Raw genomic sequence first — 19,703 nt, forward strand, 5'->3', positions numbered from 1 at the left:
GCCTGTGGATAAGCCTGGGATATAGTGCGCAGAACATGGGAAACGGCCGGGATAACATCCCTTCATCTCCACCTGATCGCGTGGCTCGCGCAAAGGCGTGATTGCCGCCGTGCTGTGCACACGCTAGCCTCCCGCTACCAGCGAGGAGCCGCCCGACGGATGCAGGAATTGCACGCACTTGCCGAGGCGATCGGCCTGCAACGGATATGGTGGGACGTCGACGGCAGAGAGCAGGTCGTAACCGACGCCTCGCTGCGCGCGATAGCGGCGGCGCTGAGTTACCCGGCCGAAAATTCTGCAGAGATCGCTGCCAGCCTCGGCCGGATTAAGGCCGAAGCTGAAAGCCCTCCCGCCATGATCGTCACCGACGTCGGCATGGAAACGCCGTTGCCGCCCAGTCTCGCAGGCGCCGAACTCACCTTGCCGGACGGCTCGGTCCAACGCCTCGATACCACGCGCTGGACGCTGCCGGCGATCGACACGCCCGGTTACTATCCACTGACCGTGAGCGGCCATGTCCTGACGCTGGCGGTCGCGCCGCACTCTTGCCCGACCGTCGCCTCGCTGGGCAAGGGCCGTATCTGGGGCGCGGCGGTCCAAATCCCCGCCCTGCGCGGCGAGCGCCCCGATGCGTTCGGGACTTTCGCGGAACTGGCCGAAGCGGTCGAAACCTTCGCCGCTCAGGGAGCGGATGCTCTCGCGATCAACCCGGTCCATGCCCTCTTCGCGGGCGACGGACGGGATTTCAGCCCCTACTCGCCTTCGAGCCGCCTTTACCTGAACGCAGCCATGGGCGATCCGGGGCTTGTTGGCCTTCCGTCGTTGCCCACCGATCAGCCGGAAGACGGGCCGCTGATAGACTGGGAAAAGGCCCTGTCCCATCGCCTCGCGCAAATGCGGGTGCTCTTCGCGGCTCTTGATGCAACGACACGGAACCGGATAGCCCGCGACAATGCCCGCGAAGGCGAAAGCTTGCAGCGACAGGCGCTCTACGATGCGCTCGACGTCCATTTGCGCGAACAAGGTGCTAAGGGCTGGCAGAACTGGCCACGCGAATTCCATGACCCGAAGGGTGAAGCCGTAGCCGCCTTCGCGCGCGACAACGCCGCCGAGGTCGAGTTCCACCTCTTCGCCCAGTGGCTGGCGCACAAGAGCCTTCGCGAAGTGCAACGACGCGCCCGCGACGCTGGCATGGCGGTGGGGTTGCTGGCGGACCTCGCGGTCGGCGTCCATACCGGCGGTGCGGATGCATGGGCCATGGGCGGCACGCTGCTGCAGGGCCTGACCATCGGCGCGCCGCCCGATCCGCTCGGGCCGCTGGGGCAGAACTGGATGCTGACCGGCTTCTCGCCGCGCGGGCTCGCGCGCAGCGGCTATGCGCCGTGGATCGCAACTATCCGCGCGGCGCTGTCCACTGCGGGCGCGCTGCGGATCGACCATGCCTTCGGCCTCGCGCGGCTATGGGTCGTGCCGGAGGGCCAGCCGTCGAGCGCGGGGGCCTACCTGCATTACCCCTTCGCGGACCTCATCCGCCTCGTCGCGCTCGAGGCGCATCTGGCGGGCGCGCTCATCGTCGCGGAAGACCTCGGCACGATGCCGCATGGTTTCGGCCCTGCGATCACCGCGCGCGGGATGCTGGGCATGCGCGTTCTCTGGTTCGAGCGCGCAGCCGACGACGGCTTCATCGGTTCGGCGGATTACGATGCACAGGCTGTCGCGATGACCGGCACACACGACACGCCCACCGTCGCCGGCTGGTGGAGCGGGCGCGACCTGCAATGGGCGCAGTGCCTCGGCCGTCTGCCTGAAGACATGACCATGGAAGAAGCCGAGGCCCGGCGTGCCTGGGATCGCGGGTTGCTCTGGGCTTCACTGACCCGCAACGCCGCCCCGCGCCCCTCCCTGACGATCCTGCTCCCGTGATCGAAGCGGCCTTGCGCCATATTGGCGCCACTCCCTGTGGCCTGGCGATCGCGCCGCTGGAAGACCTTCTCGCCGAGCCCGAGCAACCAAACCTGCCCGGAACGATTACCGAGCATCCCAACTGGCGCCGCCGCCTGACCGCTCCGCTATCGGAACTGCTGCAGGCACCGGCGACAGCCGGACGCTTGCGAGCGCTAGATGAAGCAAGGAAGGGACCGCCTAGCTCCTGAACGTCCCCGGCATCAGGTAGCCGCGGTCCAGTTCCTCCAGTCGGCTGACGCCGACCATAGCCATGGCAACGTCGATCTCGTTGGCAAGCAGATCAATCGCGTGCCGCGCGCCGTGCTCTCCACCCGCCGCACAGCCGTAGAGCGTTGCGCGCCCGACCAATACAGCCTTCGCGCCGATCGCCAGCGCCTTGAGCACGTCCGCCCCTCGTCGCACGCCGCTGTCGAACAGCACCGTGGTGTGGTCCCCGACGGCATCGACGATGCCCGCAAGCACATCGATGGCGGGAGGCGAACTGTCGAAGTTGCGCCCGCCGTGATTCGACACCGCGATGCCATCCACCCCGTAATCGATCGCGATGCGCGCATCTTCAACGCTCAGCACGCCTTTCACGACCAGCTTGCCCGGCCAGCGGCGGCGCAGCTGCGCGACGTCGTCCCAGCACACCGAAGCCGAATTCGCTACGCGGCTGACGGTGCCGGTCAGCTTGCCGCCGACCTCGCTCGGATAATTTGCAAACTGCGGCAGCCCGCCTTCCAGGTAATAGCGGCAGATCACCGAGGTGAACCACGAGGGCCGCTTCAGGAAGTCCGACACAAGCGTCGCGTTCGGTCGGATCGGGTTGGACATGCCCGCTCGCTTGTTGAATTCCCGCAGCGGCCACATCGGCGTGTCGACCGTAAGTACCAGCACGTCCGCCCCGTTCTCCCGCGCGGCCTCGACCACCCGCCAGGACAAGTCGCGCCGTTCCCACAAGTACATCTGCATCCAGTGGCCAGACGTCGCGCATTTCGCGATGTCGGCGAAGCTGGTGGTCGAACTCGTCGTCTGCGTGAAGGGTATCCCCGCCGAGGCCGCTGCCCGTGCAATCGCTCGCTCGCCTCGGTGCCAGAGCAGATCGGATACCCCGGTCGGCGCGATAACCAGCGGCAGGGGCTGGCGGCGGCCGAACAGCTCGACCTCGGCCGAGCGCCGAGCCACGTCGCACAAGGTGCGGGGCAGGAGCTGAACCGCCTGCAGCGCCGCGACGTTGCGTTTGATCAGCAGGTCGTCCTCGGTGCCGCGCTCGATGAACTCCCAGATCGCGCGCGGCAGGCGACGCTTCGCCAGTTCCCGTACTTGCGCGATGTTGTGAGACTTGCCCCTCACGCCAGACCCAGGTTTTCACGGAAGGTCGTGCCTTCGTAATCGGTGCGATAGACGCCGTTCTTCTGGAGCACCGGCACGACCTGATCGACGAAATCGGTAACCGAACTGGCCATGACCGTCGGTGTCACGTTATAGCCATAGCACCCGGTTTCGCGCCAGATTCGCTCCATTTCGGCGGCGACCTGTTCCGGCGTACCGACGATCTGCGGCTTGCCCACCGCCAGGCCCCAGCGGATCGCGACTTCACGCAGGGTCAGGGGTTTATCGCCCTCGATCTTGGCGAAGGCCTTCATCAATCCCTGCGAGGCCTGCGTCTCGATCTCGGCGAGCGGCTGGTCCAGGTCCATCCCCGCAAAGTCGACGCCCATCGTGCCAGAGAGACGGGCGAGGCAGCCGTCGATAGGCAGCTTCTCTACGAGGTCGGCGAGCTTGCGCTTTGCCTCTTCCTCGGTGCCGCCGACGATGGGCTGGATGCCGAAGCTGACCCCGGGCGTCACCCTGCCCGCCGCCTGCGCCGCATCAGCAAGGTTGGCCATGAAGCGCTTCATCCCTGCGACATTGGGCTGGATCGAGAAAACGACGTCGGCGTGGCTCACCGCAAACTGCTGCCCCCGCCCGGAGCTGCCGGCCTGGAACAGCACCGGGCGACCCTGCGGCGAAGGCGGCACCGGCGCGACGGTCTGGCAAGAGAAGAACTCGCCCGCATGGTCGATGAACTCGACCTTGGCCGGGTCGGCGAACACCCCGGCATCCCGGTCGGCCAGGATGGCCCCCGGTTTCACCGAATTCCAGAGCTTGTAGCAGACCTCCATGTATTCGTCGGCGCGATCGTAGCGGCGGTCGTGGTCGAGTTGCTGGAGCCCGAGTGCACGATGCTCGCCGCGCAAGTGCCCGGTGACGATGTTCCAGCCGACGCGGCCGCCGGACAGGTAGTCGATGGTTCCCAGTTGGCGTACGATGGTCCAGGGCTGGTAAGCGCTGGTCGACATCGTCGTCGCCAACCCGAGGTGCGTGGTCACAGCCGCTAGCGCCGACAGCAGCACGACCGGATCGAGCGATGGCCAGCACACGCCGTACTTCACAGCGTCCTCGTGGCTGTCGCGGTAACGGTCGAAGACGCCGGGCGTGTCGGCGAAGAACATGCCGTCGAAGCGACCGCGCTCCAGTGTTCGCGCAAGATCCTGCCATAGCCTGAGGCCGTGCAGCGCGTCGAGGCGGTTGTCGCCCGGCTGCGCCCAGCTCAGCACGGTGTGATTGATAGGCGAATTGATCAGAAAGCTGACCAAATGAATGTGCTTGCTCATGCGTGTGCCTCTCCTGCACGCGTGATGGAGCGGGCAGAAAGAGGTCGCAAGGTCAATGTATACAATGAGCGGATACCAAGCAGGGTGATCCGCGAATTTCAGCCAAATCTGGAAAGCATCATATCCAATTCATCGCCGGAGCGTATCGTCGTCCCGGATCAAGCCCGGGATAAAGTGCTGCTCAGGGCATAGTTCAGGTAATCACGTCCGGAGCCGTCCGCCCGGTATGCGCGACGATCCCGGCGATTTCCTCGGCGGCGGCGATCTGGTGCTCCAGCATCGCCGAAGTCTCCGCATCGAGGTTTCCGAAGCGCGGCTCGTAGCGTTCAAGGTACAGGCGTAAGGTCGCACCCTGCGTACCGGTGCCCGAGAGGCGGAAGACGATGCGACTACCGTCCTCGAACAGCACCCGGATGCCCTGGTTAGAGCTGACCGAGCCATCCACCGGATCGGTATAGGAGAAGCTGTCCGCATGGCGGACGGTCAACGGACCGAACACCTTGCCCGGCAGAGTGCCGAGTTGCGCCTTGAGGCCATCCATCAGCGCATTGGCGCCTTCGGTGGCGATACCCTCGAAGTCGTGCCGCGCGTAATAGTTGCGGCCGTAGCGCGCCCAATGCTCCCGCGCGAGGTCGTCGACGCTGATCCCGCGCACCGCGAGGATATTGAGCCAGAGCAGCACCGCCCAGAGCCCGTCCTTCTCACGCACGTGGTCGGAGCCGGTGCCAGCGCTCTCCTCGCCGCAGATGGTGACCTTGCCCGCATCGAGCAGGTTGCCGAAGAACTTCCACCCTGTAGGCGTCTCGAACACGGGCACGCCCAGCCCTTCGGCGACGCGATCGGCCGCGCCACTGGTCGGCATGGAGCGGGCAATACCCGCCAGCCGTCCGCGATAGGCCGGCGCGATCTCGATATTGGCGGCCAGCATCGCCAGCGAGTCGGACGGAGTGATGAAGCGCCCGCGTCCGATGATGAGGTTGCGATCCCCGTCCCCGTCTGACGCCGCGCCGAGGTCCGGCGCATCCTCGGACATCATGAGATCGTAGAGTTCCTTTGCGTGGATCAGGTTAGGATCCGGGTGGTGCCCGCCGAAATCCTCCAGCGGCAAGCCGTTGACCACTGTGCCTGCAGCAAAGCCGAGTCGGCGCTCCAGGATTTCGGTGGCATATGGGCCGGTGACCGCGCTCATCGAATCCATGCGCATGGTGAAGCCCGAGGCGACGACCTTGCGGATCGCGTCGAAGTCGAACAGTTCCTCCATGAGGTCAGCGTAGTCCGCGACCGGATCAATCACCTCGACGATCAGCGCGCCCACCTGCACTTCGCCGATGGCGTCGAGATCTATGTCGGACGTCTCCACCGTGAGCCAGCGGTCGATCGTCTTCGTGCGATCCAGCACCGCGCCGGTGACGTTCTCGGGCGCAGGGCCACCATTGGCGATGTTGTACTTGATACCGAAGTCCTCGTCCGGCCCACCGGGGTTGTGGCTCGCAGAGAGCACCAGCCCGCCGCTGGCCCCGTACTTGCGGATGACGTGGCTTGCCGCCGGGGTGGATAGAATACCTCCTTGCCCCACCAGCACGCGCGCATAGCCATTGGCGGCGGCCATGCGGATCGCCTGCTGGATCACTGTTCGGTTGTGGAAGCGCCCGTCGCCGCCGATCACCAGCGCCGCGTCCGGTTCCCGCTCCACAACGTCGAACACCGACTGGATGAAATTCTCGGCATAGCCCGGCTGCTGGAACACCTTGACCTTCTTGCGCAGGCCGGAAGTACCTGGCGCCTGTCCGTCGAAGGGGGTGGTCGGGACCGTGACGATCTGGGTCAAGGAAAGCGTCTCCAATGGGTATACTGCAGGCATGTGCGCAATAAGCGACACTTTCGTGTCATGGCGCGCATTGTCAAATGATAGCTCGACTAATGCCGCAACCACCGCAGGGTTGCAGACGTTCCGATTTCGTTAACTATCTGCTATGTAGATGTGCGAGGATCGAACCTCCGACTTTGCGCCGAGGACGTCGGCGTGCCGCATGAGTACTTGCCGGATGCATGCCCATAATGCCTTGGCCGACGAACCCGCCCGCCTCGCTGCACTTCAGCGCCTCGCCATTCTCGACACTCCGCGCGAGGAGGCGTTCGACAATGTCGTGAACCTCGTGCGAACTGTCCTCAGTGTACCGATCTCTGCCGTCACACTAATCGATAAAGATCGGCAGTGGTTCAAGGCGATCGAGGGTATCGACGCCACGGAGACACCCCGCAGCGAGTCGTTCTGCGCCCATGCCATCCGACAAGACGCCCCGCTCCTCATACCGGACGCAACGCAGGATTCTGCGCGTTTCCGACTACCCTGCCGTCACTCAGGATCCGCACGTGCGCGCCTATGCGGGCGTGCCGCTGGTCACCTCGGATGGCTACAACGTGGGTGCACTCTGCGCGGTGGACACCAAGACGCGCGAGTTCACCGAGAGCGAACTCGACATCCTGCGCAACTTCGCGCGCATCGTCGTCAACGAGATGGAACTGCGTCGCATCGCCGAGCGCGATCAGTTGACTGGCGCTCTCACCCGACGCGGCTTCATCGAGAAGGTCAACCAGGAGATCGCCCGCTGCCATCGCTACGGAAGGGCAGCCTCGCTGGTGCTGATCGACGTCGATCACTTCAAGTCCGTGAACGACACATGGGGCCACCCCGCCGGTGACGCGGTGCTCCGCGACCTTGCCGCCACGCTGGGGACGGCCGGGCGCTCCGCTGACATGCTTGGACGTCTCGGCGGCGAGGAATTCGCAATGCTGCTGCCCGAAACCGGTGTGTCCGAAGCGCTTGCCGCCGCCGAACGCTTCCGCGCCGCGATCGAGGCCCGTCCCATCGTCGTCGCCCCGACACGCACGATCGCAGTGACGGCCAGCTTCGGCATCGCGATGCTGGACAGCGGCATCACCGTAGCCGAGGAATGGATCGCGCGCGCCGACGGCCCGCTCTACGACGCCAAACGTGGCGGTCGGAACCGCTGCGCCGTGGCCTGAGACCTCAGGATACCTCACAGGCCTTGCCTGGCCGGGCATAGCGCGGATCGGCGACTACCGCCGTATCGGTCAGGGCATTCAGGAAGACCTCCACCTCGGCCGTTTCCGCAGGTGACAGCATGATCCCGTGACGGGCGATCACCTCTGAGATCGTATCGGCGCTGCCATCGTGCAGATAAGGTGCGGTTAGCACCACGTTACGCAGCGATGGCGTACGGAACCGACCGCGATCCTCCTGCCGCCCGGTAGCGCGGCCGAGGCCGAAATCACCGTTAGCCGGAACATCCGGCTCGCCCGGCAGGCGATGGAACGCGAGGTCGGTGAATTCCCGCCCGCGATGACATCCGGCACACTCGCGCGCGAACACCGCCTCACCTCGCGTGGCGGCCGTATTCAATGCGGGACCGCCTGCCGCTGCATAATCCCAAGCCGTCTCATGGCTGTCGATCGTGCGCTGGAAGGCCGCCAGCGCCGCGGAAACCGAAGTAAAGTCGATCCGACCGCGCGTCGCCGGGAATGCCGCCTTGAACAGCTTCCGATAACAAGGATTTGTCGAAAGGCGGCGCGCCAGTTCCGCCTCCTGCCCCTTCATGCCCATCTCGACCGGATCCTCACCCGCGATCGGCACGATCGCCTGCTGCTCCAGTGTGGTCAGGGAAGCATTGCCCCATGTCAGTGGCGAGAAGCTCCCGACATTCAACAGCGAAGGCACGTTGCGCAGCCCCGGCTCTCCATGGGCGCCGGGATGCGCCCGCACGCCATCGGCGAAAGCGTGCCGCGGATCGTGGCAAGTCGCGCAGGACAGTGTGCCGTTGATCGAGAGGTCGCCGTCGTGGAATAGCCGTCGCCCGAGCGCGACTTGTGCGTCAAGGCTGTTCCCGGCATCATGGGCAACCCCCACCCCGGTCGCAAGAACGAGGCTGGACAGCAGCAGCGCCCAACCGCCCGATCGGCTCATCGTACGGGCGCGACCATCACCGTCAGCGCCTGTTCTCCATTGGCCGCGATCTGCAGCAAGTGTCGACCCGCCGGAAGGTCGTACTCGACTATCTTGGCAATCCCTGAGCAATCCGGCCCGCGGCCATGCGCGACCGAGGGAACCGCCTTGCCGTCGACGATCACGTCGACCCACGAACGTCCGCTCTGCGCCACGCGATAGCGTCCCGCCGTCGCGACATCGAAAGCGAATAGACCGCCGAAGCTGACCGAACCGCCGGGCTTTCCGGGCTCTATCGCGTAAGCCACCTTCGGCGTCGGGACGAGCGCGGCATCGGCCGCAACACCCTGCTTTAGCAGCGCCCTGGATGCTGCATCGACCTTGATCGCGGCCTTCATCGAACGATGCGCCGCGCTCCAACCCGCAAGATCGGCGGGAACGGCCGCGGGTGCCGTGCAGGCCGCCTGATCATGCCCGCTCATCGGCTCGGCCGCTTGCGCCGAACCGGTCGTTGCCATCGCGAGCATAATTGCACCCAGGATTTGTCTCATGCTCATGGCTCCGTGCTCGATCTATGCCTCTAGGAATATATTTATATTCTGCCGAGCAGAATTATGTACGGCGGGATACAGATTCGCTCCAAGCGCAGATCCACAGAAGGTTCAAGGGGGATAACATGAAGTATGCGATCACTACGGCGCTTGCCGCGTCGCTGGTCTGTGCGACCGTGCCTGCATTCGCCGCGGACGACACCAATAGCGCATTCGGGCTAGGCCAGATCGTCGTCACCGCGCCGCGCAGCGAGAACGGCGACATCACCGCGTCCACCGTCAACGCCGAGGCGATCTACGACTTCTCGCGCGATACCCTGGATGAAGCGGTCAAGCTGATCCCCGGCGTCACTTCCGGCCTTTCCGGAAATTCGCGCAACGAACGGCTGATCTACGTGCGCGGCTTCGACCGCTATCAGGTGCCGCTGTCGATCGACGGTATCCGCGTCTACCTGCCCGCCGACGGGCGGCTCGACTATGGCCGCTTCCTGACCCCCGACGTCGCCGAGATTCAGGTCGCCAAGGGCTATGTCTCGGTGCTTAACGGCCCCGGTGCGATGGGCGGCGCAGTTAACCTCGTCACCCGCAAGCCGCATAAGGAACTGGACGCGGAAGCACGCTTCAGCCTGAACCTCGACAACGACGCGGACTATGCGGGCTACACCGGCTTCGTTTCGCTCGGCACGCGGCACGACAAGTGGTACGCGCAGGCCAGCTACGCGCGCAACTTCACCGACCACTGGGACCTCCCGAACAAGTTCAATGCCACCAACAACGAGGACGGCGGCGAACGCGACCTGTCGCGCTCGGAAGACTGGCGTGTCAACGCCAAGCTGGGCTTCACCCCGAATGCGACCGACGAATATGCGATCAGCTTCACCCGGCAGGAAGGCGAGAAGCTCGCCCCGCTGCACGTCTCTGACCTGACCGGCCTGCGTTACTGGACCTGGCCGTACTGGAACCTGCAGAACGTCTACTTCCTCTCGACCACCCGGCTGGGAGAGATCGCAACGCTGCGCACGCGGGCCTATTACAATACTTTCAAGAACAGCCTCGACAGCTTCGACAATGCAAACCTAGACACGCAGACCGCTCGCAGTTCGTTCAACAGCGCCTACAGCGATCGTGCCTACGGCGGCTCCGCCCAGCTGGACCTCAACCCCAGCGATGCCGAGCGACTGAGCGTCTCGTTCCACTTCCGCAACGACCGCCACCGCGAGATCCAGCAGAGCTTCCCTTCGGGCACCTGGGAGCCGTGGCAAACCACGATCGAGGAAACCTACAGCGCCGCGATCGAGAACGGCTACAAGCTGACGCCGCAGCTGGAACTGGTAGTCGGCGCCAGCTACGACTGGCGCGATCTGCGCCGGGCCGAGGACTATACTTCGGGAGCCTTCGTCTATTACGACTTGCGCAACGGCGATGCTTGGAATGCGCAAGGGCAACTGCTCTGGACGCCCGACGAGGCGACCACGATGCACCTCTCGGTCTCGTCACGCGCACGCTTCCCGACCATCTTCGAACGTTTCAGCACCCGCTTCGGCGGCGCCACCTCCAACCCCGACCTCAAGGCCGAGCGTGCCACCCAAGTCGAAATGGGCGGCGCTCGCCAGTTCGGTCCGCTGCGCGTCGAAGCCTCGGGCTGGTATGCCAAGGTGGACGATGCGATCGTCTCGTTCCCGTTCATCTACCAGGGCCAGTCCACCGCGCAAAGCCGCAACGTCGGTTCGGGCGACTATTACGGTGCCGACATCTCGGCGACCGCGCAGATCGCGGAAACGCTGCGGGTCGGCGCCAACTACGGCTGGGTACATCGCAAGCTGGATGATCCTACGCTGTCCAAGATCGCCTCGTTCCACATCACCGGCGTTCCCGAGCACTCGAGCTTCGTGTGGGCCGAGTGGTCGCCGATCCCAGCTCTGCGCATCCTGCCCAGCATCGACATCGCCTCGAAGCGCTGGACGGTCAACACCGCGGGAACGCGCTATTACCAGACCGGCGACTACGCGCTGGCCAACCTGCGCGTGGATTTCGACGTGACCGACTGGGCAACTCTGGGCCTCGGTGGGCGCAATCTGCTTGATGAGAACTACACCACCGTCGATGGGTATCCCGAACAGGGGCGCACTCTTTTCGTCAGCCTGCGCCTAAAGAACTAGGGCTAGAAAATCCCCATTGCCTTCATGCTGGCAACCGCGTTTCCCGCAACGATGCAGTGATCGTCGAGCCGTATTTCCAGCGGCTCGACGATCTGCCGAAACCTCGCCGTGGCAACGATGTCGTCACTGCTTGGACGGGCAGTGCCGGACGGATGGTTGTGCGCCAGCACGATACGCCTCGCATCCAGATCGAAAGCGCGGCGCACCGTGCGCCGAAGCGGGATAAGACATTCGGTCCGTTTCCCGCCAGCGTAGATGTCCTCGGCGATGTAGACACCTTCGCCATTGAAGAAGAACACCAGTACGCACTCTTCGCGCCGGCTGCCAAGTCTATTGACGAGATATTGACGGAAGGCGAAAGCTTCGGTCTGGAGCGGCGCTCCCAACATCGCCTCGCGTGAGGCAGCTTCGGCAAGACGCCGGGCGGCCGCTATCGCATGCGCGATTTCGTCCGCTAAATCCCTGCCGTCATGCTGGCCAGCCTCGAACAATGCCTCGCGTAGCGCCTCAACAGAAGCCGAATAGATCGTGCGCAGCGAGCCGAAACGGCTAATCAGCCGCCGGGCAATGTTCTCGGCTCTGCTGCCCGCGCAAGGTACGAAGAGCGGCGCCAGGACGGATAGCTGCCCAGCCTCCTGCGCCGCGACATGTGAAACATGATACCCATAACGATCGCCACCAACTGAATGTATGAAGGCGTGATCGACATCACGGCGTAGGCGAAGGCGTTGATCTCCGTCAGCAGCAGCCGATAGATGTGCCCAAACATCGCGATGATCTGCGCTCCAGCTATCCATAGTGGATACACCCGGTTCGCGTGGAGCGCGACGACGAAGGCACAGACCATTGCGAGCACATCGATAAGCAGATGCCCAAGGTTCGTCTTGTGCCAGAAAATCGAGCCATCGACGGCGAAATGGTACGCCCGGTCGATCGTGCCCATGGCGACCAGCAGGCCCGAGAGAATGCATTCGGGCCCAGGTAGCTTGCGGACAAGGCAGTAGAGGAACAGCAGGGCATAAATGGCGAACTGCGCCACATCCTTGTTCGACCACGTGAACGCCAACCAGGACTGGTCAGGCATGAACATGCCCTCCCGGTCCCGACTGGACGAGTTCGCGCGTCAGGCAATCCGGCGCAGCGGTTCGGCGTCGAGCATGCCGCTGGGCGGGCAAGAGTCCTTGTCGTCGGTGATCGCCTTCACTTCGAGGCCGACGCCGCGCAGTTCCTGATGTACGCGGATCATGTCGTTCTGGCTTTCGATCAGGGTGCGCTGCGCCTTGGCTAGACGCATCAGCGCGGTCTGACCGGTAAAGGTCTCGATACCGTCCGCCTGGCGGGCCAGCAGCATCGATTCCATCAGACGCGCCGAAGCAAGGAGAGCGGAATCGAGCGAGAGTTCGGCCTCGGGAAGCTGGCGGGCGATCCGGGCAGTAGCAGCAGCAATGGTCATCGACATGGCAATATTCCCCCTGACGCGGGACCGGCTCGACGGGCGCGCCACAAACACAGGTTCGAGAAGGCTGAAACAAGACCGTGCCGATCAGATCAGATCGGCCAGCGCACGAACGACGCCAAGACCCACCATCGCCACCAGTAGCATACCCCCGGCGATGGCGACCATGGCGGCTGTCCGGCTTAACCCGGCATTTGCCCCATCGAGCACCTCCGGGACGATCCGTTCGTAAGTCTCGCGCTGCCACGGCGCCGTGACGGTATACGTCATGGCATCCGAGAGAGCGAGGCTGACACCCGGTTCGTCCTGAGCCCTGACTGGTGCATCGGGTAGCACGTCCGGAACCTGAGGAATCTTATCTGGTATCCGATTACAGGTCACATCCTGATCCAGCAGATATTGCCGGTAGGACCGCGCCAGCTCGGCACGCGGCGGGGAGCCAGCGCGAATGCGCACACCTTCGATCCGCTGGTTCACGGCGCTTTCGGAAATACCGAGTTCCCACGCGATTTCCTTGCTGGTGCGATTCTCGGATACGAAGCGGAGCACTTCATGCTGCTTGGACGTCAATCCGGGGAAGACATGAAGAATCCCTGCGCCCAGAGCGCGATTCGACCCATGCTCGTTGAGATTCCTGTCTGCCATATCCTGCCAGCGACCCACCCGGCTCTAATCTAAACGTTACAGAGCGATACTACGCGGTCGCAATCATAAACATAGTTAGTCAAAAATTTACCATAAAAACATCGGGTTCCGAGGTAACGACGCGAAAAGGCCCGACAACCGCCGGGGCGGTTGCCGGGCCTTTTCGCGGCCTCTCCGTCAGGTGAGACTTATTCCTCGCCCATGCGCAGCGCGGCGATGAAGGCTTCCTGCGGAATCTGGACGTTGCCATATTCGCGCATGCGCTTCTTGCCTTCCTTCTGCTTATCCAGAAGCTTCTTCTTGCGGCTGATGTCCCCGCCATAGCACTTGGCGGTGACGTCCTTGCGCATGGCGCTGATCGTCTCGCGCGCGATTACCTTGGCGCCGATGGCGGCCTGAATCGGCACCTTGAACATGTGCCGGGGGATCAGTTCCTTGAGTCGTTCCACCAGCGCGCGCCCGCGCGGTTCGGCCTGGCTGCGATGGACGATCATCGAGAGCGCATCGACCGGCTCGTTGTTGACGAGGATGTTCATCATCACGAGGTCACCCTCCTGAAGACCGGTCTGCTCGTAGTCGAAGCTGGCGTAGCCGCGGCTGATCGACTTGAGGCGGTCGTAGAAGTCGAACACCACTTCGTTCAGCGGCAGGTCGTAGGTCACCTGCGCACGGCCGCCGACGTACGTGAGGTCCTTCTGGATGCCGCGGCGATCCTGGCACAGCTTGAGGATCGAGCCGAGGTATTCGTCGGGCGTGTAGATCACCGCCTTGATCCACGGCTCCTCCATGAAGTCGATCTTCACGGGATCGGGCATGTCGGACGGGTTGTGCAGTTCCTTGATCGACCCGTCGGTCATCGTCAGGCGATAGACCACCGAAGGCGCCGTAGTGATGAGATCGAGGTCGTATTCGCGGCTCAGGCGCTCCTGGATGATCTCCAGGTGCAGCAGGCCGAGGAAGCCGCAGCGGAAGCCGAAGCCCAGCGCCGCGCTCGATTCCATCTCGAAGCTGAACGACGCGTCGTTGAGGCGCAGCTTGCCGATCGATTCGCGCAGCTTCTCGAAGTCGTTGGCATCGACCGGGAACAGGCCGCAGAACACCACGGGCTGCACTTCCTTGTATCCCGGAAGCGCCTGCGTGGCGCCGCCCTTCACGGTGGTGATGGTGTCGCCGACCTTGGCCTGCTCGACTTCCTTGATCTGCGCGGTGATGAAGCCGATCTCGCCCGGACCCAATTCGGGAAGGTCAATGCGCTTGGGCGTGAAGCAGCCGACGCGATCGACGAGGTGGTCGGTGCCGCCCTGCATGAACTTGACCGGCAGGCCCTTCTTGATGACACCGTCGATGACGCGGACCAGAATGACGACGCCGAGGTACGGATCGTACCACGAATCGACCAGCATCGCCTTCAGTGGCTTGTCGCGCTCGCCCTTGGGCGGCGGGATCTTCTTGACGACGGCTTCGAGCACTTCGGCGATGCCGATGCCCGACTTGGCGCTGGCCATGACCGCCTCGGAAGCGTCGATGCCGATCACTTCCTCGATCTCGTTGCGCACCTTTTCCGGCTCGGCGGCGGGCAGGTCAATTTTATTGATGACCGGCACGATCTCGTGGTTGTGCTCGATCGACTGGTAGACGTTCGCCAGCGTCTGCGCTTCCACGCCCTGCGCGGCGTCCACCACCAGCAGTGCGCCTTCGCAGGCGGCAAGGCTGCGGCTGACTTCGTAAGCGAAATCGACGTGGCCCGGCGTGTCCATGAGGTTCAGCTCATAGGTCAGGCCATCGGAGGCGGTGTAGTTCAGGCGCACGGTCTGCGCCTTGATGGTGATGCCGCGTTCCTTCTCGATGTCCATGTTGTCGAGCACCTGCGCGCTCATCTCGCGCTCGGACAGGCCGCCGGTGGTCTGGATCAGACGGTCGGCGAGCGTCGACTTGCCGTGGTCGATATGGGCAATGATGCTGAAGTTACGGATCTGCGCGAGTTCGGTCATGGAAGCGCCGTTAGAGCATTTTACGCCGGTGTGAAATCACCTCCGGCGCGGGAAAATGCGAAAAAGTACGCAAGGCGTCACGCGGTACGACGTAGCGGTGCCGTCTCCGACTTCTCGCGCCTCGGCCGGACCGGCGTGAACAGGACCGCGCCATTGCCGTCGAGTTCCAGCGGCTGCCCGAACTCGAGCCCCATGCGGTCCTCCTTGCACCAGCGCGAGGTCGCCATGACGACATAGTCATCCGCCAGATGCACACCGAAGGTCGTTCCCACCGGCACGTTCCACAGGCCCTCGATCATCGCGCCGTGCTGCGAGATGTTGCGAATGGTGCCTTCGTAGCTGTGCGGTCCATGTTCCAGCGCGACCTTGCGCAGCATCGTCTGCCGCGTCGCGCGGGCCGAACGCGGGCCTTTCGCCACGGCTACGAGGCCGTCGGCCAATTGCGCTAGAACGCTCTGTGCATTGAGTGGTCGCTCGTAGATGTAGCCCTGCACGTGACTGCAGCCCAGCATGCGCACGAGGTCCAGTTCGTCCAGCGTTTCGACGCCTTCCGCAGTCGTCTCCATGCCAAGCGCCTCGGCAAGGTTGACGATCGAGGAGATGATCGCCCCGTTGCGGCTGCCCTGGATGGTGGCGCCCCGCACGAAGCTCTGGTCGATCTTGATCTTGTCGAACGGCGCCTTCTTCAGATAGCCGAGCGAGGAATAGCCCGTCCCGAAGTCGTCGAGCGCCAGCCGCACGCCGAGGTTCTTGAGCGCGGAGAACATCGCCTCGGTCGTCCTGTCGTCGCCGAGGAACACGCTCTCGGTAATCTCCAGTTCCAGGCGACCGGGCGAGACGCCTGCAGCGGCGATCGCGCTGGTGACGATGGCCGGCAGTGCGGGGTTGGCGAACTGCAGCGGCGAGACGTTGACCGCGACGCGCACCTCTTCCGGCCACTTTGCAAGATCGGCGCAGGCGGTGCGCAAGGCCCACTCGCCGATCTGCGCGACGAGGCCGGTCTCCTCGGCCACCGGCACGAACTTGGCCGGCGAGATATAGCCGTGCACCGGATGGTTCCAGCGCAGCAGCGCCTCGAAACCGGTGATCTTCTCGCTCGTGGTGCGCACTTGCGGCTGATAATGCAGTTCGAGAGACCCGCTGGCGATGGCGTCGCGCAAGTCCTGCTCCAGCTGCTGGCGCTCCTTGGCGTCGGAGTGCAGGTCCTCATCGTAGAAGTGATGCCGCCCGCGTCCGCCGCCCTTGGCCGCGTAAAGCGCGAGGTCCGCGTTGCGGATGAGTGCGTCCGAGGTCATGCCGTCATCGGGGCACAGTGCGATGCCGACCGAGGCGCCGATGGTCACCCGCGCACCTTCGATGGTGTAGGGCTGCGACAGGTTCTCGATAATGCGGCGCGCCAGATGAGCCAGACCCTCGCGGTTCTGCGCGCCGTGGAGGATCACCTGGAACTCGTCGCCACCGAGGCGCCCGACACGGCCGCGATCGCCCACGGTATTGCTCAGTCGTTCGGCGACCTGCTTGAGCAGGGCGTCGCCCGCCGGGTGCCCCATGGTATCGTTGACCGCCTTGAAGCGGTCGAGGTCGAGCAGAAATACCGCACAGGCGCGGGTCTCTATGCGCGGGCTGGTCAGGATCTTTTCCAGCCACTCCGACATCTGGAAGCGGTTGGCAAGCTTGGTGAGCGAGATCGAACCGGGCTAGCTGTGTGACGTGTGCCTGCGAGCGACGCTTTTCGGTCAGATCCGTGCCCGACCCACGGAAGCCCATGAAATTGTTGAACTGGTCGAGCACGGGGCGACCGGAGATCGACCACCAGCGCTCGTCCTTCTCGCCCGTCGCAGCACGCACGCCCAGGTCCTGGAACGAGGAGCGCGTGTTGAGATGGAACACCAGCGTGCGCTCCCCCTCCTGCCCCGCAGCCTCCAGCATGAACATGCCGGTGAAGGGCTTGCCCTCCATCTCGGACACGGTGCTGCCCAACAAGGCGGCGATGCTCCGGGTCACATACGTGATCTTGCCCTGACGGTCGGTCTCCCAGAACCAGCCCTGCCCGGTCTGCTCGTACTCATGCAGCAATTGTTCGGCGCGGCGCTGCTCGCGCTCGCGCTCTGCGTGGCGATTCGATTGCGACGACGCGGTACGCGCCTGCCGGATCGCCATGAGCAGGCCGATCACCGTGCCTACCGTCAGCAGTGTGAACGAGGCCATCGAGCCAGCGTGGAGCGAGCCGCCACCCCATAGCCCGATCGTCGCAGCAATGATCGAAGTCAGTCGATTCTCCAGCAACGCCGTCGCCATCAGCACGACGATGACGAAGATGTTGACCGTCACCTCCCAGCCAAGGTGCGGGTGCAGGTTCGTCCAGCGCGCCGCTCCGAAGCCGAACAGCATCATCGGCAGCAGGATCGCGACGAACAGCAGCGGATAGCGCTGCCATCCATTGTGAACCACCCTGCGCTCCATGCGCGCATAGATCGAAGCAGGCAGGCACAGCGCCATGCCGAGGGCCATGCACAGGCCTGCCACCATGTCCGGCAATGTCCCGGATATAAGGCCCATCAGTAGCGCACTGACAAGCAGCGCCGGCCCCATCAGGACCCAGCGGCGACACGTGAAATAATGGAGGCAGTCTCCGGCATCGGGCCGCCCGCTCCATCGAGCGAACCCGGCGAAGGGGAGGACGCAGCGGGAGCGGCATCGCCGTGCGAATCGTTCTTCGCCTCCTGCGCTGCGGGCAGGAGCCCTCGCTCGGCGCCCGAATGCGCCGCCTGTCGTTCGCCACGCAGACCCGGTTTCTTCATGCCCGCGACCATGCCTTTGCCGCCGTTGCGAAACCGTTAAGCGAGGCGACCGCAATCGATCGGGCAACGATCCGGAATCCGAAGCATTTCACTTGATACCGCTTCGTCGCCGTGCTTGCTTCCATTCAACCGGCCGGCAACGAAGTCGGCCAGATACGGGAGACATAGCCATGCGGCACATCGCCATCGTCGGATCCGGCCCGGCGGGCTACTACACCGCCGAAGCCGCACTCAAGCAGTGGGGCGATGAGGTGCACGTCGATATATTCGACACTTTGCCCGTGCCCTTCGGTCTGATCCGCACCGGCGTCGCGCCCGACCATCAATCGATCAAGGCGGTCGCCCGTCGCTATGAAAACACGGCGCTCACCCGCAACGTCCGATTCGTCGGCAACGTGATGCTGGGCCGGGACGTGACGGTCGCCGAATTGCAGAACCTTTACGACGCCGTGGTCCTCGCCACCGGCGCGCCGCACGATCGCAAGCTCGGCCTGCCCGGTGAGCAATTGCCGGGCGTCTTCGGCTCCGCCGCCTTCGTCGGCTGGTACAACGGCCATCCGCAGTTCACCGGACTCGACCCGCAACTGGGCCACGACACCGCCGTCATCGTCGGCAACGGCAATGTCGCGCTTGACGTGGCGCGTATCCTCGCCAAGTCGGAGGCGGAGTTCGCGGGGTCTGACATCGTCGCCCATGCCCTCGCCGCCCTGCACAATTCGGCGGTGCGGCGCATCGTGATCCTCGGGCGGCGCGGACCGCATCAGATCGCGATGACGCCCAAGGAACTGGGCGAACTCGCCAAGCTGGAACGCGCGCACCCCGTAGTGGATGCCGCCGACCTGCCTCCGCTGGAAGCCGACGCGGGCCTCGATACGGGGCTTCGCAAATCCCTCGGTCTGCTGCGCGCCTTCGCGACCAACCAGAACCCGCGCGCCGATGACGTCACGGTCGAATTCGACTTCTTCGCCGCCCCGAAGGCCATCCTCGGCGACACCCATGTCGAAGCGGTGGAAGTGGAGCGCACCCGCCTGGAGAACGGCAAGGCCATCGGCACGGGAGAAACCTATCGCATCCCTGCCGGGATCGTCGTGGCCTGCATCGGCTATCAGACTTCGCCGATCCCCGACGTGCCCTATGACGAGCAGGGCGGCCGTTTCGCCAACATCGAAGGCCGCATCGCCCCCGGTCTCTACTGCGTGGGCTGGGCACGGCGCGGGCCGACCGGGACGATCGGCACCAACCGACCGGACGGCTTTGCCATCGTCGAGAAGATCGCGGCGGACATGAAGGGCGATTCCGGCAAACCGGGCCGCCCCGGCTTCGATGCCCTCGCGGAAGAACGCAGCATCCAGGTCGTCAAGTTCACCGACTGGCAGAAGATCGACGAAGCCGAAGTCGCCGCTGCCCGCGATGGCGCCCCGCGCGAGAAGTTCGTCGAACTGGAAAAGATGATCGAGGCCACCGGACGGGCCTGAACCCTTAGCCATGACAAAGAAAAAGGGCCGGAGCTTTCGCCCCGGCCCTTTTCTCTT

Annotated in this window: 16 protein-coding genes and 2 pseudogenes; 6 read left to right on the plus strand and 12 right to left on the minus strand. The window is 64.3% G+C overall.

The window, feature by feature from the left end:
- Positions 1-159 precede the first annotated feature (159 nt).
- Both malQ and KZO24_RS08805 read left to right on the plus strand, forming a co-directional pair.
- Complete coding sequence (gene malQ, locus KZO24_RS08800) at positions 160-1,923, plus strand: 4-alpha-glucanotransferase (protein ID WP_486486080.1); 1,764 nt, start codon at positions 160-162, stop codon at positions 1,921-1,923.
- Positions 1,920-2,153: a 4-alpha-glucanotransferase gene (locus KZO24_RS08805; RefSeq protein ID WP_486486081.1), complete on the plus strand. Its 234-nt coding sequence runs from the start codon at positions 1,920-1,922 to the stop codon at positions 2,151-2,153. The genes malQ and KZO24_RS08805 overlap by 4 nt, the downstream gene beginning before the upstream one ends.
- Here KZO24_RS08805 and KZO24_RS08810 read toward each other — a convergent pair.
- The 3 genes from KZO24_RS08810 to KZO24_RS08820 all read right to left on the minus strand — a co-directional run bounded on the left by KZO24_RS08810 (position 2,143) and on the right by KZO24_RS08820 (position 6,432).
- Positions 2,143-3,300: an alpha-hydroxy acid oxidase gene (locus KZO24_RS08810; protein WP_271181611.1), complete on the minus strand. Its 1,158-nt coding sequence runs from the start codon at positions 3,298-3,300 to the stop codon at positions 2,143-2,145. The genes KZO24_RS08805 and KZO24_RS08810 overlap by 11 nt on opposite strands.
- Entirely contained in the window at positions 3,297-4,604 is a 1,308-nt protein-coding gene (locus tag KZO24_RS08815) for an NtaA/DmoA family FMN-dependent monooxygenase (RefSeq protein WP_271181612.1), read from the minus strand. Before KZO24_RS08815 ends, KZO24_RS08810 begins: the two co-directional genes overlap by 4 nt.
- A 193-nt stretch (positions 4,605-4,797) precedes the next feature.
- Positions 4,798-6,432: an alpha-D-glucose phosphate-specific phosphoglucomutase gene (locus tag KZO24_RS08820; RefSeq protein WP_271181613.1), complete on the minus strand. Its 1,635-nt coding sequence runs from the start codon at positions 6,430-6,432 to the stop codon at positions 4,798-4,800.
- A gap of 217 nt (positions 6,433-6,649) precedes the next feature.
- Between KZO24_RS08820 and KZO24_RS08825 the strand changes: the two are divergent.
- Together KZO24_RS08825 and KZO24_RS08830 are read left to right on the plus strand one after the other, a co-directional pair.
- A pseudogene (locus KZO24_RS08825) lies at positions 6,650-6,844 on the plus strand (sensor domain-containing diguanylate cyclase); the annotation flags it as partial.
- A 40-nt stretch (positions 6,845-6,884) separates the two neighbouring features.
- Complete coding sequence (locus KZO24_RS08830) at positions 6,885-7,631, plus strand: sensor domain-containing diguanylate cyclase (protein ID WP_486486082.1); 747 nt, start codon at positions 6,885-6,887, stop codon at positions 7,629-7,631.
- A gap of 4 nt (positions 7,632-7,635) precedes the next feature.
- Here the strand turns inward: KZO24_RS08830 and KZO24_RS08835 are convergent, their stop codons facing one another.
- Positions 7,636-8,589: a cytochrome-c peroxidase gene (locus KZO24_RS08835; protein WP_271181614.1), complete on the minus strand. Its 954-nt coding sequence runs from the start codon at positions 8,587-8,589 to the stop codon at positions 7,636-7,638.
- Complete coding sequence (locus KZO24_RS08840; protein ID WP_271181615.1) at positions 8,586-9,119, minus strand: homogentisate 1,2-dioxygenase; 534 nt, start codon at positions 9,117-9,119, stop codon at positions 8,586-8,588. The genes KZO24_RS08835 and KZO24_RS08840 overlap by 4 nt, the downstream gene beginning before the upstream one ends.
- Before the next feature lie 125 nt (positions 9,120-9,244).
- On the opposite strand from KZO24_RS08840, the gene KZO24_RS08845 reads away from it, so the two are divergent.
- Positions 9,245-11,278, plus strand: coding sequence for a TonB-dependent receptor plug domain-containing protein (locus tag KZO24_RS08845; protein ID WP_271181616.1), 2,034 nt, complete (start codon positions 9,245-9,247; stop codon positions 11,276-11,278).
- A 2-nt stretch (positions 11,279-11,280) separates the two neighbouring features.
- On the opposite strand, the gene KZO24_RS08850 is transcribed toward KZO24_RS08845, so the two are convergent.
- From KZO24_RS08850 to KZO24_RS08880, 7 genes and pseudogenes are all read right to left on the minus strand, one after another.
- Positions 11,281-11,769 carry a JAB domain-containing protein gene (locus tag KZO24_RS08850; RefSeq protein ID WP_271181617.1) on the minus strand — a complete coding sequence of 163 codons (489 nt, stop codon included), beginning with the start codon at positions 11,767-11,769 and terminating at the stop codon, positions 11,281-11,283.
- 62 nt (positions 11,770-11,831) lie between these two features.
- Positions 11,832-12,362: a hypothetical protein gene (locus KZO24_RS08855; protein WP_271181618.1), complete on the minus strand. Its 531-nt coding sequence runs from the start codon at positions 12,360-12,362 to the stop codon at positions 11,832-11,834.
- 39 nt (positions 12,363-12,401) lie between these two features.
- Complete coding sequence (locus KZO24_RS08860) at positions 12,402-12,737, minus strand: hypothetical protein (protein WP_271181619.1); 336 nt, start codon at positions 12,735-12,737, stop codon at positions 12,402-12,404.
- An 84-nt stretch (positions 12,738-12,821) separates the two neighbouring features.
- A complete protein-coding gene (locus KZO24_RS08865; protein WP_430098102.1) occupies positions 12,822-13,397 on the minus strand; it encodes a helix-turn-helix transcriptional regulator in 576 nt (191 codons plus the stop codon).
- Positions 13,398-13,567: 170 nt separating this feature from the next.
- Positions 13,568-15,370 (minus strand): translation elongation factor 4, encoded by a 1,803-nt coding sequence (gene lepA, locus KZO24_RS08870; protein ID WP_069707550.1) that lies wholly within the window; start codon positions 15,368-15,370, stop codon positions 13,568-13,570.
- A 77-nt stretch (positions 15,371-15,447) separates the two neighbouring features.
- Entirely contained in the window at positions 15,448-17,025 is a 1,578-nt protein-coding gene (locus tag KZO24_RS08875) for an EAL domain-containing protein (protein WP_486486083.1), read from the minus strand.
- 118 nt (positions 17,026-17,143) lie between these two features.
- Positions 17,144-17,962, minus strand: a pseudogene (locus KZO24_RS08880) (PAS domain-containing protein); the annotation flags it as partial.
- 379 nt (positions 17,963-18,341) lie between these two features.
- Here KZO24_RS08880 and KZO24_RS08885 point away from each other — a divergent pair.
- Entirely contained in the window at positions 18,342-19,646 is a 1,305-nt protein-coding gene (locus KZO24_RS08885; RefSeq protein WP_271181622.1) for an FAD-dependent oxidoreductase, read from the plus strand.
- Positions 19,647-19,703 lie beyond the last annotated feature (57 nt).

The sequence above is a fragment of the Novosphingobium sp. NFX11 genome (assembly GCF_057376415.1).